This is a genomic window from Collinsella stercoris DSM 13279 (assembly GCF_020735465.1).
Classification (GTDB): domain Bacteria; phylum Actinomycetota; class Coriobacteriia; order Coriobacteriales; family Coriobacteriaceae; genus Collinsella; species Collinsella stercoris.
Window position 1 is genome coordinate 2,307,033 of sequence record NZ_CP085935.1, and the last position, 15,270, is coordinate 2,322,302.

Genomic DNA, 15,270 nt, shown 5'->3' on the forward strand with positions numbered 1-15,270 from the left:
GGCGCAGGGCTAGGGTATGCACCTGAGCGAAACCTCCCACTCCCCAAGCAAAGCGAGGGGGTGGGAGGTTTCTTGCGTTGGAGCGGGCTTGAGGGCGTACCATACGGTGGTAACGAGACGTTGACCGAGAGGGGTTGTATGGCCACCGAGACCACCGCCGCCGTTCCCGCCAAGGTGTACTACACCAACTTGCGCACGCACGGGCGCGAGAGCCAGATCGACAAGCTCAAGCGCCTCATCCGCCGTGCGGGCATTGAGCAGATCGACTTCGAGAACAAGTTCGTCGCCATCAAGATCCACTTTGGCGAGCTGGGCAACCTGAGCTTTTTGCGCCCCAACTACGCCCGTGCGGTCGCGGACGTGGTCAAGGAGCTCGGCGGCATGCCGTTCTTGACCGACTGCAACACGCTGTACGTGGGCAGCCGCAAGAACGCGCTCGAGCACATTGACTGCGCGTACCAAAACGGCTTCACCCCGTATGCAACCGGCTGCCAGGTGATCATCGCCGACGGCCTCAAGGGCACCGACGAGACGCTCGTGCCGGTGCGGGGCGGCGAGTACGTGCAGGAGGCCAAGATCGGCCACGCCCTCATGGACGCCGACATCGTGATCTCGCTCACGCATTTCAAGGGCCATGAGCAGGCGGGCTTCGGCGGCTGCATGAAGAACCTGGGCATGGGCGGCGGCAGCCGCGCGGGCAAGATGGAGCAGCACGCATCGGGCAAGCCCAGCGTGGACGCGAGCCGCTGCGTGGGCTGCCATGCCTGCGAGCGCATTTGCGCCCATGGCGCGGTGGGTTTTGCCGGCACGCGCGAGCGCGTGCTCAAGAACGGGCAGACGGTCACGACCCCGGTGGCGAGCATCGACCATGAGCGCTGCGTGGGCTGCGGCCGCTGCATCGGCGCGTGCAACCAGGACGCCATCGAGGCGGATTACGATGCCGCGGCCGATGTTCTCAACTGCAAGATCGCCGAGTACACCAAGGCGATCGTCCAGGACCGCCCGCAGTTCCACATCTCGCTTGCCATCGACATCAGCCCCAACTGCGACTGCCACGGCGAGAACGACACGCCCATCGTGCCCGACCTCGGCATGTTCGCGAGCTTCGACCCGGTTGCCATCGACCAGGCGTGCATCGATATGGCGATTAAGGCCCCGGCGATGCCGGACACCGAGCTCACCGAGATGCGCGACAAGTTCGAAGCGGCGGGCGGCGTTCCCGAGCGCTGCCAGCACGACCACTTCAACATGACCCATCCGGACACCAACTGGCGCTCCATGATCGAGCACGGCGAGAAGATCGGCCTGGGTACCAGCGAGTATGAGCTGATCGAGGTCAAGTAGGGCCGTGGCCTATTCCGCGCGGGCATCGTATTTTCGCGCGTGAACCACCTCCCATTTCTTGGACGTGGAGACAAAAGTCCAAAAATGGGAGGCATTCCTATATCAATTGGCTTGAGATGCAGACGTGATTGAAAACTCGGAGAGCTCGATGCTGCCATGTTTGCGGCGGCGCGTGGCCCTGCTTGTCTGGGTCATACATCGAGCAGCGCGCGCGGGTCGGGCGCACCCACGGCCTGGGCGAGCCTCAGCACTGTCTCGAAGCTCGCGCGATTGACGCGTTTTTGACCTTGTTCATATTGTTGGATGCTTCGAACTGGCACTCCCGAAAGCGCGGCGAGTTGGCTCTGCGACAGTCCGGCGGACGTTCGGTACTTCTTAAGTCGCGAGGCGGGGGTGTTTGCGCCCATGAGTTCATCCATGCGCGCGACAAAATGTTCAAGATCCATTTCATGGTACGCGGGGTACATGCTCACGATTGAGGTGATGGGCACGCCCTCCAAAACGGTCGCGAACGGAAGCGCCTTGCTCCACTGGTAGTGCGCGAGCGCCCATCCTGCCCAGTATTCGGGACTTCGACTTGCGGTGTAGCGTGCCATGACGGCCCCGTCGCCGATTGTGCTCGCGAGTACGCTGCGGGCGAGTTCGACGCCCGATTGACCTGCGATGGTTCGCACATCTCCACGCTCGAACTTCGATGCGATCCCCGTGCTCAAAAACAACCGGCAGAATTGCGAGAGATCCATGTTTTCGCAGTGGGCCGCGTAGTCGAAGGCTCGGCCGAGCGATGTGCGTGCGATGCCGAGATAGGCCTCATCGTAGGCGTGGATCACCGGGCTTCATCCCCTCATCTATGATCTGGAGCACGTAGATGTCGCCCTTCTTACGTTTGTTGCGCGAAAGGTCGAGGTAATCGCGACGGGCGGTTTGGTCCCGCACCTGCTTTTTCCCATACCAGTCGATAGCACGGGCCTCCTTCGCCTCAATAATCGTGAGGCGCTCAAACGCCCGCTGGCTCTTGATGACAAATTGACTCCCGAGTTTCCCCAGGTGCATGGCATGTTGCAACTGGCGTAGGGAGATGGTTCCGTTGATGAAGTCCTGCGCAAAGGAAAAATAGCTGTCGTCCGCGCGGTATCCGGTAATGATGTCGTAGTCGCGGTAGGCGGGCAGGAAGTTCGCAAGAAGGTACTCACGTGCCTCGAATGTCAGCGGGGAGGGAACATCGAACTCGCGGTTTTCCAGGAGGACGGCAAGCCAGCCGAGCGTCGAGTATTCATCGCTGTTGAGGTGCAGGATGCTGAGTCCCGCGAGATCGATGTCATATACGTTGGCGAATCCGTCTCGCGCGATGTCAACAGCCCATTCCTGTGCCATGCAGAGCTGCTCGGTGCAGTAAAACCCGGGACCGTAGTCGTTGTGCGTCCGGCCTCCGCCAAAGATAGGGCGCTCGACGATGTGACTTGATCCGTGAAAAACACGTTTTCCCATGCCTGCTCCATTCTATACTCCTTTGGGAGTATACCCAATATCGATGGAGAGGACATAGTAAAGGGCCGGTCTGTGGAACCAAGTCGCGCGGCGGAAGAGCTTGGTCGAGGGGTATTGGTCAGGCGTGCTGCCGGTTGGCAGTCGGAGGTGCGCGGGCCGTCGGGTCTCCGGCCATCCGCCGGAAGGTTGGAGACGAGTGTCGGTCGTCTGGAGGGGAGGACGGGCGGAAGAGTGAGTGGACTGGATGCGACCGCAGTGCACGCATCTGCTATAGTATTGAGCAGTGTATCGATTTTGGAGGATGAGCCGAAAGACATGCCTGACTCGAGTGACAGTCCAACGCCGCGACCTGACGTTGCGGCTGCCCCTGTTCCCATAGTGCGCGCCGATGCGGCGACGCGCGCCCAGCGCCTGCTGCAGGCGGTGGGTTCGAGCGCGCGCACGGCCGTCGCCACGGCGGCGGCTCCGGTCAAGGCCGCGGCCCGCGCGGTGCGCGATCGCCAGCGCCCGCAGTATACGCTTGGTGAGGAGATCGCCAACGCCGTCACGCATGGCATCGGCGCGGGGCTCGCGGTTGCGGCGCTCATCGTCATGATCGTCAAGGCGGCCGTTGCGGGAGCCCACCCCGCCTCGCTTGCCAGCGCCATCATCTTTGGCATCGCACTCATCTTGGAGTATCTCGCCTCCACGCTCTACCACGCCATCGCGGTGCCCGCCGCCAAGCGCGTGTTCCGCATCATCGACCATAGCTGCATCTACGTGCTCATCGCCGGCACCTACACGCCGTTTTGCCTCATCACGCTCGCGGACGCGGGCGGCATTCCGCTGTGCATCGCCGTGTGGGCGCTCGCCGTGGCGGGCATCCTGTTCGAGGTCTTTATGCGCCAGCGCCAGTCGCGTTGGCTCACCATCGCGGTGTACCTGGTCATGGGTTGGCTCGTGGTCTTTCGCCTGCCGCAGCTGCTCGAGCTGCTGCATCCCACGGCGCTCATCCTGCTCGCCGCGGGCGGGCTGTGCTACACCGCCGGCACGGCGTTTTACGTGCTCAAGAAGATTCGCTATATGCACAGCATCTTCCATGTGTGGGTGCTCGCCGGCAGTGCCCTGCAATTCCTGGCGGTGGTCCTCTTTGTGATCTAGGCCCTGCATCCAGCCGATGTGTCATTTGGGGTCATTTGGGGTCTGACCCCAAATGACACATCGCATTTTGCCGCTTCGTACCAGGAGGTTTGAAACCGTCCCTATGGACATCACCATCAGTATCATCACCACGCTCGTGCTCACCGTCATCAACGGCTATTTCTCCATGTCGGAGATGGCGCTCACCACGGCCAAGCGCGCCGTGCTCGACCACGAGGCGGAAGAAGGCGACCGCCGCGCCGCCCGCGCCGCCGAGCTTGCGTCGGACTCCGGCAACTTCCTCGCTACCATCCAGGTCGCCATCACGCTTGTCGGCTTCGCCTCGTCGGCCGTCGCGTCCACCAACCTGTCCGACCCGCTCGCGCAATGGCTCTCGGGCTTTGGCATCGCCCCGCTCACGGCGGCGGCTCCCGCCCTCGCCCCGGTGATCATCACGCTCATCGTGTCCTATCTCTCCATCGTGGTGGGCGAGCTCGTGCCCAAGCGCATCGCCCTGGCCGACGCCGAGGGCATGGCCAAGCGCGTGGCGCATCCGCTCACGGTGTTCCAAAAGATCGCCCGCCCCCTCGTGTGGCTCACGCAGGCCTCGGCCAACGGCCTCGCCGCGCTGCTGCGCATCAAGAGCGGCGACGACCGTCAAAACGTCTCCGAAGAGGAGATCAAGTACATGATCAACGAGCAGGACACCCTGCTTGACGAGGAAAAGCGCATCATCCACGAGGTGTTCGACCTAGGCGACGCCTCCGCGCGCGAGGTCATGGTGCCGCGCGTGGACGTGACCATGGTCGAGGACATCCAAACGGTCACCGAGGTCATGGACCTGCTGTGCCAGACGGGCTACTCGCGCGTCCCGGTGTTCCACGAGGATCAGGACTCCGTGGTGGGCATCGCGCACATCAAGGACCTCATCGTTCCTGCCATGAACGGCGAGGGCGAGCGCCCCGTGTCCGATTTCATGCGCGACGCGACCTTCATCCCCGACACCAAGGACATCCTGCCGCTGCTTTCCGAGATGCAGACGGCGCACGACCAGATCGTCGTGGTGGTGGACGAGTACGGCGGCACGGCCGGTATCATCACCATCGAGGACATCGTCGAGGAGATCGTGGGCGAGATCGAGGACGAGTTCGACCCCGACAACAAGTACCTCACGCGCCTGTCGCGCCGCGAGTGGCTCGTGGACGGTCGGTTCCCCTGCGACGACGCCATCGAGCTCGGCTGGCCCATCGAGGAGAGCGACGAGTACGAGACCATCGCGGGATGGATTTTGGACCTTTGCGATTCCCTGCCGGACATCGGTGAGGTTTTCGAGGCGGACGGGTACAAGTTCAAGGTGCAGTCCATGCGCGGCCAGCGCATCTCGCTCGTGCGCGTGATCGCGCCCTCCGAGGAGGATCTCGCCGCCGAGGCGCAAGCGGAGCGCAGTGCGGAGCAGGACGAGCACGCGGCCCGCGAGCATGAGCGCGAGAACGCCGCGCTGGTTCGCTCGGTTCGGGCCGGGGCGGACATCGCGCCGGAGGATTTGACGCCATCCCGCACCGCGGGCGAGGGCGAATAACCCGGCACGCGCTGGACGAGGGCAGCAGATACGAAAGGAGCGGCCATGGCCGATCTGTTTAACATTCTCAAGGTCACGGTGGGGCCCAAAAAGCTCACCGCGCGCGTGCTCGTCAATCCCGGCATGCCACTCATGACGTCCGAGGACGTTGAGGCCACCGCGCGCGTGTATTACCTGGCTCCCGCCATCGCCGAGCACCTGTGCCTGGGCGATGCGGGCTCTAAGTTCCAGGATTGCATGGGCCACACCGAGCTCGCCCATCTGCTCGAGCACCTCACCGTCGAGATCATGAACGAGACGGGTCTCGCGGGCTCCGTCTCCACCGGTCGCACGCGCAACGTGATGGGTGATGACCGCCTGTTCGACGTCGAGGTCTCATGCCCCGATGACGCCCTGGCGATCGGCGCGCTCTCCTCGGCGTCGTTCATGATGAACTGGGCGTTTTTGCATCACGACCAGACGCCGCCGGATTTTGCGGGAACCGTCGCCGCGCTCACGAGCCTGGTGCGCAACCTGCGTGGCACTGGGGATGAGGGGGATGGCGCTGACGCCGTTCCCACCGACGCCGAGGTCGCCGCGGATGTCCAGGACGCCCCGTATGCGCACGATGTCATCGATACCGAGGGCGCGGTTGTCCAGCCGCACGATGCCTCCGGTGTCGTGTATGGCGGGGCGGCAGCGGACGCGTAAAAGGGGACGGGTCCCTTTTGCACGTCGGCGGGTATAATGAGTCACCAACGAATGGTTTGGCACGGACGTTTCGTCCAATGAAGGAGTAGACATGGGCAAGGGTATGAGTTTTGTCGCAGGCGCCGCAGTGGGCGCCGCCGCCGGCGTGGTGCTGGGCGTGCTGTACGCGCCCCGCTCCGGGTCTGAGACGCGCGCCATGGCCGCCGACATGGCCAATGACGCATGGGATTCCGCGCGCGATATGTACGAGCGGGGCGTCGACCAGGCGCGCGCGGCGATGGACGACTTTGGCCCCACGGTCGATGCGGCCACCGATGAGCTGCGCGCCAAGGTCGATCTTGCTCGCGAGCGCATGGATCAGCTTCGCGAGCAGCTGAACGACGCCGTGAGCGCCGGCACCGTCACCCCCGCCGCCGACGTCGTGGTCGAGACCGTCGCCCCCGACGCCGCCGCGGGTGCGGCCCAGGCGTAGCGCTTGGCCTACACGCAAACGCATGCTTGCCGGTGATTTTGCGGGCATCAAGCTCTACAAGCTCCCCGCACCAGACAAACGGGTCAAAAAAGACGGTACGCCGCGCGACCCCAAAAAGATCGGTAAGGTCCACTACCCGGTGTTCTCGCCCGAGGGCACGCGGGTAGTGGGTTTTATGCTGCGCCTGCCGGACATCGCCGGCATGGTTAAGCAGCCCGATCGCTTTATCGCCTACGACGCCATCGGCGTGAGCGGTGACATCATGGTCGCCAAGGACGACCGCGCCGCGTTCGACGCGCCGGCGGCAAAGCGCTTGGGCATCGATTTGGACGCATGCCTCATCTGGACGGGCATGGATGTTCGCACCACCTCCGGCAAGCCGGTCGGCTATTGCGCCGACGTCGACTTCAACGGTCGGACGGGCGAGGTACTCTCCTTTATCCTCACCGAGGGCGGGGCGTCGAACGCGCTCGTGGGGCATCGCGAGATGCCGCCGCGCATGCTCAAGGGGTATCGCGACGGCGCTATGGTCGTGAGCGAAGAGGCGCTCGACCTCGCGTTCTCGGGAGGGGCCGCGGCTAAAGCTGCCGAGGTGAGCGTCCATGCCGCCGCCAAGGCGTCCGAGGTGGGCGCCAAGGCCAAGGTCCAGGTCAAAAAGGGCGCCGCCATCTTGGACGACAAGGGCTCCAAGGCGCTCGACAAGGGCTCCAAGGCGCTGGGAAAGCAGCTCGGCAAGACCAAGGGCATGTTCGGCTCCTTTGTGAGCGAGTACAAAAAAGCGGCGGGTACGTCGTCGACCGCAAAGAAGAAGGCGCCGAGCACCAAGAAGAAATAATCGGGACGGGAGAACCATTGCCTAACCACATCACCTCCTATTCCACCAACGCAAGACCGCGGTATCGCAAGAACCCGGGCAACCAGCTGCCAAGCGGCCGCCGTCGCCAGCAGCGCCGCAAGGGCGCTCAGTACCTGCGCAGGTCGCAGGGGTTTGGCGGCAGGAGGCGCTCCGGGCGCGGCTGCGGTGGCAACGACCGCAAGACCTACGCGCTGATCATCGTGGGATGCGCGTTTTTGCTCTTTGTGGCGAGCATCGTTTGGTATGCCAACCGCAGCGTTGAGATCACGCTGAACGGGGAGGCCGCAAAGGTCCGGATCCATTCCAATATAGAGCGCGTGATCGCCGACCAAGGGCTCGAGCCGAGCGCGGGCGACCTGCTTGCCGTGGACGGCAGCGTGCTCAAAAAGGGCGCGGGCACCGCATATACCGCGGAGCTCGACGGCGAGAGCCTTTCTGCAGAAAAGGCGGCATCTGTTGAGCTCGAGGGCGGGGAGGAGCTGACCATCAAGGACGGCGAGAACGTCTTCGAGGAGCACGACGTCGCCGCCACCGAGATCCAGCCCACCCTGACCGTGGAGGGAACGGGCCCTGTCGCCTATGTCGAGACGTGGGGGCAGGCGGGTCGCTCCGAGGTGTGGACGGGCCGCGAAACGGGTATGGTCGTCGACAAGGGCGTTGTCAAGGAGCCGGTGAACGCGGTGGTCACCTGCACCTCCGTCCTGCCGAGCAAAAAGGACGCCAAGTACGTCGCCCTCACCTTTGACGAGGGGCCGAGCGCCCAGACGGAGCAGATCGTGCAGATCTTGCGGGAAAAGGACGCCCGCGCGACGTTTTTTGTGGAGGGCGACAAGGTCTCCTCGAACGCCGCCGCGGTGCGCGCCATCGCGGCATCGGGTAACGAGCTCGGCGTCAATGCATATTCGGACACGGACCTGACTGAGTTGGACGCGTCCCACGTGCGCGATCAGCTGACGCAGGCGTTCGCGGCGGTCGAGGATGCCGCGAACACGACGCCGACGCTCCTCCGTCCACCGTTCGCCGCGTTCTCCAACCAGAACTGGGCCGATGCGATGGATCTGGTAAGCGCGGTGATCACGTGGAGCGTCGACTCCGGCGACTGGCTGTTGCAGGGCGCGACCTCGGTGGTCGATACCGTGGTGGGGTCGGTGAGCAACGGCGACATCGTGCTGCTGACCGATAACGACGCGACCGCCGCGCAAACGGTGGAGGCGTTGCCCCAGCTCATCGACCGTCTCCGCGAAAATGGTTATAGTTTAGTCACCTTATCGGAGCTCATTGCCGCCGATAAGGACCTGCGAGATCTGATTGATGTGAATAACGTCGGGCTGCCCAAAGGCGCCTCCCTGCCCAAGCTGGAGGAACAGCCCGATTCCGAGTTGTCCGAATAGCAAGGACGCATGAAGACAAACAACCAGGGCCGCTACTCCGCCAAGGCCTGCCGCGTCTCGACGCCGCGGGCCACCGTGACGCCCCGCTCGAGCGCGGCGCCCGGCGCGGCTGCGCCTCGTCAGGGGTCGGCTCCCCGCCTTGCCGCGACGCGCAGCGCCTGCACGCGCGCGGAGGCCGCCCGTCCGGCCACAGTGCAGCCCGCGAGCTCCTACCCAAGGCATATACGCTCCACGCAGACCTCGGCCGTCGCGGGCTCCGCTCCGCTCAAGGCCGTCCTCGCGGCGTTCGCCGGCGTGGCGCTGCTCGCCGGCCTCGCGTACGGGTACTTCACCTTTTGGCGCAGCGTCCCCGTCATGGTCAACGGCGAGGAAGTCCGGGCGCGCATCCATTCGTCCGTCGAGGACGTCCTCAAGGGCAACAACTACTTCGACGTCAAGCTCGGCCGCCTGTTCTCGGTTGGCGGCAACGTGCTCAAGGAGGACGGCGGCGAGCGCTGCTCCGTCACGCTGGGAGAAGGCGAGCGGGCCGCGCCGCTGGAGCCGTCCAAGTTCGCCGAGACCGAGGTCGCGGAGGGCGATGTGCTCGCCGTATCCGACGGCGTCGACGTGACCGAGCCCTATGTCGAAGCGGCCGAGCCCATCGCCCCCGGCCTCCAGATGGAGGCGGGTGGGGCGATCCAGTACGTCAAGCAGTGGGGCCGTGCCGGCAAACAGGGCGTCTGGACGGGCGAGCAGTCCGGCGAGGTGGTGGACAAGGGCTTCATCGAGGAGCCCCAGGACCTCATCATCGGCTCCAAGAACGCCCAACCCAGCGGGTCGAAGAAGTATATGGCCCTCACGTTCGACGACGGCCCGAGCCAGTACACGCAGGCCATCCTCGACATCCTCGCGCAAAAGGGCGCTAAGGCGACCTTCTTCAACTTGGGCACGAGCGCCGGGGGCAGCCCCGCGCTCGTCAAGGCGGTGGTCGACGGCGGCCATGAGCTCGCGAGCCACACGAACGCCCATAAGAACCTGTCCACCGTCGGCGCCGATGAGCTCCGCGCCGAGATCTCAACCGCCTTCGACGCGCTGCAGAACGCCTCGGGCGTGCGCCCGCAGATGATCCGCGCCCTCTACGGCGCGTTCACCGCCACCGAATGGGCAGGCTCCGGCGACCTGGTGAGCTGCAACGTGCTGTGGAACATCGACGCGCTCGACTGGAAGCTCCCGGGACCGGGTGTGATCACCGAGACGGTCCTCAAGAAGGCATTCAACGGCGCCATCGCGCTCATGCATGACGGCGGCGGCAACCGCCAGCAGAACATCGAGGCCCTCCCTGGGATCATCGACGGCCTGCACGACGCCGGTTGCGGGCTCGTGACCGTGAGCGAGCTCATGAGGCTCGACGGCACGTTCCCCGAGGACGTGGTCAAGGGCACCGTCAAGATGCCCGAGGACGCCGCGATGTCCGCCGTCTAGCAGGACGCGCCTGCTACACAGTCTTCCAGCTATGAGATTCCTTCTCCCTCGAAGGGGTCTCGGTACGTTTGCGGCGGTACCTCAGCGTGAGATTGTGTAGCGGGTGTTCTTTCCACCGCCGATTCTTCGCACGCGCCCCTCCGCCTCCAAATCATTAAGAAGCCGGGTCGCCGTTGACTGGGAAACGCCGAGGGCGTCTTGGATCTCCCTCCTCGATCGAGGCGCACCGTCGTTCAGGACCGAACAGGCATCTGCGACGGGATCGCTCTCGACCACCATCCCGGCGCGTGGCACGTTGCGGTTAGGAAGCTCGACAGTGAAGGTGTTCGCAGTGACGAGGATCGAGGGCGTAAGCCCACTACCGACATAGCTGCCGCGCATGCGCCCGATGCCGGTCCCGTATGCCTCGATGAGCTCCAGGCGGAACAGGACGTTGGAAAGGAGCTTGTTCCTCGGCATGGAGATGTGGGCGCTCAAGTCCGGGTATTCGATTCCCAGCGGGAGTCCTCCCAGAGACACGATCTCGATTTCGCTCGGCATGACCGAGACGAGCGTGGGGCCGGAGAGCGCGTATTCGCGGTGCGCCACCGAGTTGACCAGCGCCTCGCGCAATGCGATAGGCGGCACGTCGTGATGGTCGATGCGCTCCAGGCCGTCGAAAGCCGTCCGGTAGTGGTTATTCCGCTCCAAGAATCCGTAGGCGTCTGAGAGCTGTTTGAGGATCGATCCCGAGTATTCCTCGCGCGAGGTGAATGTCGTCCGCTCGTCGTCGGAGAACAGCGCCGCTTTGATGGTCGGCGGACATTGATCGGAGAGGAGGAGGCCCAGGTTGGTGTAAGTGCCGGTTGGGGTCCTCGCCCCGAGCGTTCTTAGCTCGTCGGTCCCAATGGGGAGGCCCTTGCGGCCGAACTCCGCGGAGGCGTATTCGAACGTGAGGTCCTGTACGAGCGACAGGCGCGACTCGAAGGAATCCTGCTCCGACTGCCGGATCATATGGAGGATGGAGGACTCGCTAGAGGGGAGTGTTGCAGCGCCGCTTCGGATAAAGACGCCCTCCGGCCGAGGGCCCTTCGAGGCGAGGTAGTACGGGCGCTTTGTGCCCCGCTCCACGTGAACGCGGATGATGTTCTTGCCGTCGGTCATATCTGGGCGGACGGAGCAGTGCATGAGGATGTCCGGCCTGATCGAGTCGCGCATCATGCTCGAGAGCCTGGTGAGCTCATCGTCAAGGTTTTCGACCCCGACGACCTCGCCGTCGTCCGCGATTCCGATGTAGAGGTCACCGCCCTCGGTGTTGGCGAAGGCGATGATCGTTTTGATTACCCCGGCACAGACGGATCGCTTGAACTCAACCTGTCCGCTCTCCACGTAGTCGTTCATACACGTGCACCTCTCTAATCTTTCTAACCATTCTAATCATTCTAACCAGTCAGGTGATTAGAATGATTAGAATGGTTAGAAAGAAAACTCCCCTCATTACGAATACCTGTAAAAAGCTACCGTCCACCGATGCCGCTTGATTCATAACGGAGAAAACTCCACTGATGAATATTATAAAGACGTGGAGATTACTCCATTTAATTTGAAATATATGGAGTATAAAGGCAAATCGGTCTGAGTTAGGCGGTGGCTCCATGCAATGGTCGTACGAAGTCGAATGCAGTAAAGTTTTCAATCATGGGAAGAGTGTCATCAATCAAATACAGGACACTCAGCAAGCTTCCATCATCGCAGCGGCGAAATTGGTTGCAGACAGCTTCATGAATCAAAAGTCCTTCTTTGTCAGCGGCTCTGGCCACTCCCATACGGTTGCCGAAGAGTTTTATGGTCGCGCCGGAGGCTTGGCATTTGTGAAGCCCATCCTTACTGGTGAACTGACGCTTACTGAGCATCCGACCAAGAGCTCCTATATCGAGCGGCTTTCTGGATATGCCTCAATTCTCGCCGACTTGTATCGCATCGCGGAAGGCGATGTCGTATTGATTGCGTCGAATTCGGGACGAAACGCCTATCCTGTTGAGCTTGCTTTGAAAGCAAAAGAGCGCGGAGCGTCAGTGGTGGCAATAACGAGTCGTGCCCATTCCGACGCGACGACATCTCGCGATCCGTCTGGTAAGCATCTACTGGATGTCGCGGACGTTGTGATTGACAACTGTGGGGTTCCCGGCGATGCGTGCATGGAGATAGAAGGTGTTCGCACGGCAATGTGTCCGACCTCTTCAATGGCAAATGCTTTCATCGTGCAGGCGATTAGCGTACTTTCCGCTCAACTTATCGTAGAGGCGGGAGGAGAGCCTCCGGTGTTCGTGAGCCTCAACAGCCAAGGCACAGAGCATGTCAACGACGAGCTGTTCTCAATGTACACGCGACTGTATTAAGGCTGATGACGATGAGGAAAGATCAGACGATCGAGGCGCTCAGGGGGCAGCTTGTCGTGTCGTGCCAGGCATATGAGGACAATCCCCTGCATGGTGTTGATAACATGGCGATTATGTCCAGGTGCGTTCTCGAGGGTGGTGCAGGAGCGATCAGGCTTTGTTGGCCGGAAACGATCAGAGCAGTTCGACCATTTTGCGCCAAGCCCATCATCGGGATAAACAAGGTGATGCCAACCGATGCACACGATGCTTTCGAAAGCGTGTATATTACGCCGACGCTTGAGTCCGCTATCGCAGTTGTCGAGGCGGGTTGTGATGTTCTGGCGATGGACGGGACGCTGCGAGAGCGCCAACAAGGCGAGCGACTTGAAGAGATTGTCAAGGAGCTCAAAAGGCGGTATCCCGATCTGGTGCTCATGGCCGATCTTGCAACGATTGAAGAAGGAATCGCATGTGCCGAAATGGGCTTCGATATTCTCGCCTCCACCTTGTCGGGATATACGACCGAAACGCGGGAACGATCTGAGATGGAACCAGATTACGAGTTGATTAGCGCGTTGAAGCGGCGGACCGGTTTGTTGGTGAATGCCGAGGGGCGGATTTGGAATCTCCGTCAGCTAGATCGAGCTTGGCAGTGTGGGGCGGATATGGTGAGCATTGGTTCAGCGATTACCAATCCGATGAAGACGACCCAATATCTGACGGCGCATATGCATGTTCCGACTGGTGTTGCGGGGTGAATTGCCGATGAGGTACGACAAAGCGTATTTCGATAGGGAAATAGATCGATCCGGAACCGAAGCAACAAAATGGAGTCGATACGATAATTTGGGTTTTGGAGATAGCTGTTCCTTCCCGTTATGGCTGGCCGATATGGATTTGCCCACAAGTGTGGAAATCTCACGCGCTCTCATAAAACGCGCGGAACATCCAATTTATGGCTACACCGATAGAGGCCCGGAGTACCAGCGCCTCTTTGCGGAGCGGTTCGACTCGTCCCATCAGGGCGTTAAGCCAAGTGACGTCGTTCTGTCTACGGGTGTCATGTACTCAATCGCGGGGGCGTTGGAGATTTTCACCAATCCCGGGGATTGCGTTTTGATTATGCGGCCGTGTTATCGCCCCTTTGTTACGACGGTCGAGTCCCTTGGTCGCAAGCCGGTGTTTGTTGATATGATCCAGGGCAAAGATGCCTATGAAATTGATTTCGACGGGATGGATCACGCCGCGGCGCAATGCAGGGCGTTCATCTTGTGCAATCCGCACAACCCTACTGGTCGTGTTTTCACGCACGGAGAGCTCGAGTCCTTGGCGGCCCTGTGTGAGCGCCATCAGCTGATCGTGATTTCGGATGAGATTCACAGCGATTTTGTCTACGGAGATTCCAAATTCTCCTCAATTGCGACTGCCAGTCAATATGTCCGAGACCATGGGGTCTTTTGCGTGGCTCCTACCAAGGCGTTCAATCTGGCGGGAATCAAGATTTCCGCCGCTCTCATTTTCAACCAAGACATGAATCGACGTTTCGTTGGCCGGGCAAAGACGGTTGGCATCAATAGCATCAACCTGTTTGCCATGGAAGCGCTTAAAGCGGCATATGTGCAATCCGGGTCATGGCAAGAGGGGCTCTTGCAATATCTTGGCGATAATCGCGACATTGTGACGAGGTTTGTCGAAGCAAACAGGGAGTCAATCCAAGCTTATCGACCCGAGGGAACGTATTTTTACTGGCTGAATTTTCCTGAGGTTGAGAACGTCGCGACTCACCTTGCGCACGAGGCTCGTGTCGTTTTGAACGACGGTACCGACTTCTCGCCATATTGCAGCGAGTGGGCTCGCTTGAATTTTGCCTGTCCGCAACGCGTCCTCACGAGCGCGTTGGAGCGTATCGCGTCGTGGAGAAGGGAGCGATGTGGGAGGCTGTGAAGCCGAATGTGATTACCGTCCTGTGTCCATTCAAAAGAAGAAGGGAAAGAAATGAGCATTGTTTTGTTGAGGTGCGATGACCGACTTATCCACGGACAGTGCATCGTTCGCGTTCTGAATGACTACAAGGTCGACCAAATCATTCTCGCCGATGCGTTTACCGCGGCAAATCCCATCATGGAGAACGTTTATAAAATGTCAGTTCCCTCGACGGTGAAGTTGTCGTTGGTCGATCCGGCTTCCGGGGAAGCAATTGAACTTATCGAACGAGCCTCCGCAGATGAATCCTCGACGCTTGTATTGGTGAAGGATCCCGTTGTCGTCCTTGATCTTCAGAAACGGACGGACTCGCTTCCAAAATCCCTCGATATTGGCCCGATGAGCAATCGGGCGGGAACAAGAAAGGTCACGTATTTCTCCTTCCTTTTGCAGGCAGAAGAGCAAGCCTGTGAAGGCTTGAGCGACTTCGGGGTCCGCGTTTTTTTCCAGCAAGTCCCGGGAGAGAAGGAAGTCGAGTGGTCTGAGGTCAAGCAGTAGCCAATGTGGGGAGCGCAATAGAAGGGAGT

The 15,270-nt window shown here is 61.4% G+C and carries 15 protein-coding genes; 12 read left to right on the plus strand and 3 right to left on the minus strand.

Annotated elements, in window-relative coordinates:
* Window positions 1-138: 138 nt before the first annotated feature.
* Entirely contained in the window at window positions 139-1,344 is a 1,206-nt protein-coding gene (locus LK434_RS09765) for a DUF362 domain-containing protein (RefSeq protein WP_006720663.1), read from the plus strand.
* Between the two features lie 191 nt (window positions 1,345-1,535).
* Here LK434_RS09765 and LK434_RS09770 read toward each other — a convergent pair whose 3' ends face one another.
* Complete coding sequence (locus tag LK434_RS09770) at window positions 1,536-2,174, minus strand: helix-turn-helix domain-containing protein (protein WP_006720664.1); 639 nt, start codon at window positions 2,172-2,174, stop codon at window positions 1,536-1,538.
* On the minus strand, window positions 2,155-2,832 hold the full coding sequence (locus LK434_RS09775; protein WP_006720665.1) for a DUF3990 domain-containing protein: 678 nt from the start codon (window positions 2,830-2,832) through the stop codon (window positions 2,155-2,157). Before LK434_RS09775 ends, LK434_RS09770 begins: the two co-directional genes overlap by 20 nt.
* Window positions 2,833-3,147: 315 nt before the next feature.
* Between LK434_RS09775 and trhA the strand changes: the two genes are divergently transcribed.
* The 7 genes from trhA (at window position 3,148) to LK434_RS09810 (ending at window position 10,400) form a co-directional block, all read left to right on the plus strand.
* A complete protein-coding gene (gene trhA, locus LK434_RS09780) occupies window positions 3,148-3,972 on the plus strand; it encodes a PAQR family membrane homeostasis protein TrhA (protein WP_227917742.1) in 825 nt (274 codons plus the stop codon).
* A gap of 103 nt (window positions 3,973-4,075) precedes the next feature.
* Window positions 4,076-5,530, plus strand: a complete 1,455-nt coding sequence (locus LK434_RS09785) for a hemolysin family protein (RefSeq protein ID WP_006720668.1) — start codon at window positions 4,076-4,078, stop codon at window positions 5,528-5,530.
* 45 nt (window positions 5,531-5,575) lie between these two features.
* Entirely contained in the window at window positions 5,576-6,220 is a 645-nt protein-coding gene (locus LK434_RS09790; RefSeq protein WP_006720669.1) for a hypothetical protein, read from the plus strand.
* Between the two features lie 91 nt (window positions 6,221-6,311).
* A complete protein-coding gene (locus LK434_RS09795; protein ID WP_006720670.1) occupies window positions 6,312-6,692 on the plus strand; it encodes a YtxH domain-containing protein in 381 nt (126 codons plus the stop codon).
* Between the two features lie 22 nt (window positions 6,693-6,714).
* Window positions 6,715-7,527 carry a PRC-barrel domain-containing protein gene (locus tag LK434_RS09800; protein ID WP_006720671.1) on the plus strand — a complete coding sequence of 271 codons (813 nt, stop codon included), beginning with the start codon at window positions 6,715-6,717 and terminating at the stop codon, window positions 7,525-7,527.
* A 17-nt stretch (window positions 7,528-7,544) separates the two neighbouring features.
* On the plus strand, window positions 7,545-8,939 hold the full coding sequence (locus tag LK434_RS09805) for a polysaccharide deacetylase family protein (protein ID WP_006720672.1): 1,395 nt from the start codon (window positions 7,545-7,547) through the stop codon (window positions 8,937-8,939).
* A gap of 9 nt (window positions 8,940-8,948) precedes the next feature.
* On the plus strand, window positions 8,949-10,400 hold the full coding sequence (locus LK434_RS09810) for a polysaccharide deacetylase family protein (protein WP_227917743.1): 1,452 nt from the start codon (window positions 8,949-8,951) through the stop codon (window positions 10,398-10,400).
* A gap of 81 nt (window positions 10,401-10,481) precedes the next feature.
* Here the strand turns inward: LK434_RS09810 and LK434_RS09815 are convergent, their stop codons facing one another.
* Entirely contained in the window at window positions 10,482-11,780 is a 1,299-nt protein-coding gene (locus LK434_RS09815; RefSeq protein WP_006720674.1) for an RNA-binding domain-containing protein, read from the minus strand.
* Window positions 11,781-12,034: 254 nt separating this feature from the next.
* Between LK434_RS09815 and LK434_RS09820 the strand changes: the two genes are divergently transcribed.
* The 4 genes from LK434_RS09820 to LK434_RS09835 are packed head-to-tail and all read left to right on the plus strand — an operon-like array spanning window position 12,035 to window position 15,241.
* Window positions 12,035-12,778, plus strand: a complete 744-nt coding sequence (locus tag LK434_RS09820) for a sugar isomerase domain-containing protein (protein WP_006720676.1) — start codon at window positions 12,035-12,037, stop codon at window positions 12,776-12,778.
* An 11-nt stretch (window positions 12,779-12,789) separates the two neighbouring features.
* Entirely contained in the window at window positions 12,790-13,518 is a 729-nt protein-coding gene (locus tag LK434_RS09825; RefSeq protein ID WP_040360884.1) for an N-acetylmannosamine-6-phosphate 2-epimerase, read from the plus strand.
* Window positions 13,493-14,704 (plus strand): MalY/PatB family protein, encoded by a 1,212-nt coding sequence (locus LK434_RS09830; RefSeq protein WP_198002271.1) that lies wholly within the window; start codon window positions 13,493-13,495, stop codon window positions 14,702-14,704. The genes LK434_RS09825 and LK434_RS09830 overlap by 26 nt, the downstream gene beginning before the upstream one ends.
* A 51-nt stretch (window positions 14,705-14,755) precedes the next feature.
* Window positions 14,756-15,241, plus strand: coding sequence for a PTS system mannose/fructose/N-acetylgalactosamine-transporter subunit IIB (locus LK434_RS09835; RefSeq protein WP_006720679.1), 486 nt, complete (start codon window positions 14,756-14,758; stop codon window positions 15,239-15,241).
* Window positions 15,242-15,270: the final 29 nt, after the last annotated feature.

Excerpts from the sequence above, each read along its gene's own strand:
- LK434_RS09790 (WP_006720669.1), top strand. The coding sequence starts at position 5,576 with ATGGCCGATCTGTTTAACATTCTCAAGGTCACGGTGGGGCCCAAAAAG.
- LK434_RS09775 (WP_006720665.1), bottom strand. The coding sequence starts at position 2,832 with ATGGGAAAACGTGTTTTTCACGGATCAAGTCACATCGTCGAGCGCCCT.
- LK434_RS09795 (WP_006720670.1), top strand. The coding sequence starts at position 6,312 with ATGGGCAAGGGTATGAGTTTTGTCGCAGGCGCCGCAGTGGGCGCCGCC.
- LK434_RS09765 (WP_006720663.1), top strand. The coding sequence starts at position 139 with ATGGCCACCGAGACCACCGCCGCCGTTCCCGCCAAGGTGTACTACACC.
- LK434_RS09820 (WP_006720676.1), top strand. The coding sequence starts at position 12,035 with ATGCAATGGTCGTACGAAGTCGAATGCAGTAAAGTTTTCAATCATGGG.
- LK434_RS09800 (WP_006720671.1), top strand. The coding sequence starts at position 6,715 with ATGCTTGCCGGTGATTTTGCGGGCATCAAGCTCTACAAGCTCCCCGCA.
- LK434_RS09830 (WP_198002271.1), top strand. The coding sequence starts at position 13,493 with ATGTTCCGACTGGTGTTGCGGGGTGAATTGCCGATGAGGTACGACAAA.
- LK434_RS09815 (WP_006720674.1), bottom strand. The coding sequence starts at position 11,780 with ATGAACGACTACGTGGAGAGCGGACAGGTTGAGTTCAAGCGATCCGTC.
- LK434_RS09785 (WP_006720668.1), top strand. The coding sequence starts at position 4,076 with ATGGACATCACCATCAGTATCATCACCACGCTCGTGCTCACCGTCATC.
- trhA (WP_227917742.1), top strand. The coding sequence starts at position 3,148 with ATGCCTGACTCGAGTGACAGTCCAACGCCGCGACCTGACGTTGCGGCT.
- LK434_RS09825 (WP_040360884.1), top strand. The coding sequence starts at position 12,790 with ATGAGGAAAGATCAGACGATCGAGGCGCTCAGGGGGCAGCTTGTCGTG.
- LK434_RS09835 (WP_006720679.1), top strand. The coding sequence starts at position 14,756 with ATGAGCATTGTTTTGTTGAGGTGCGATGACCGACTTATCCACGGACAG.
- LK434_RS09810 (WP_227917743.1), top strand. The coding sequence starts at position 8,949 with ATGAAGACAAACAACCAGGGCCGCTACTCCGCCAAGGCCTGCCGCGTC.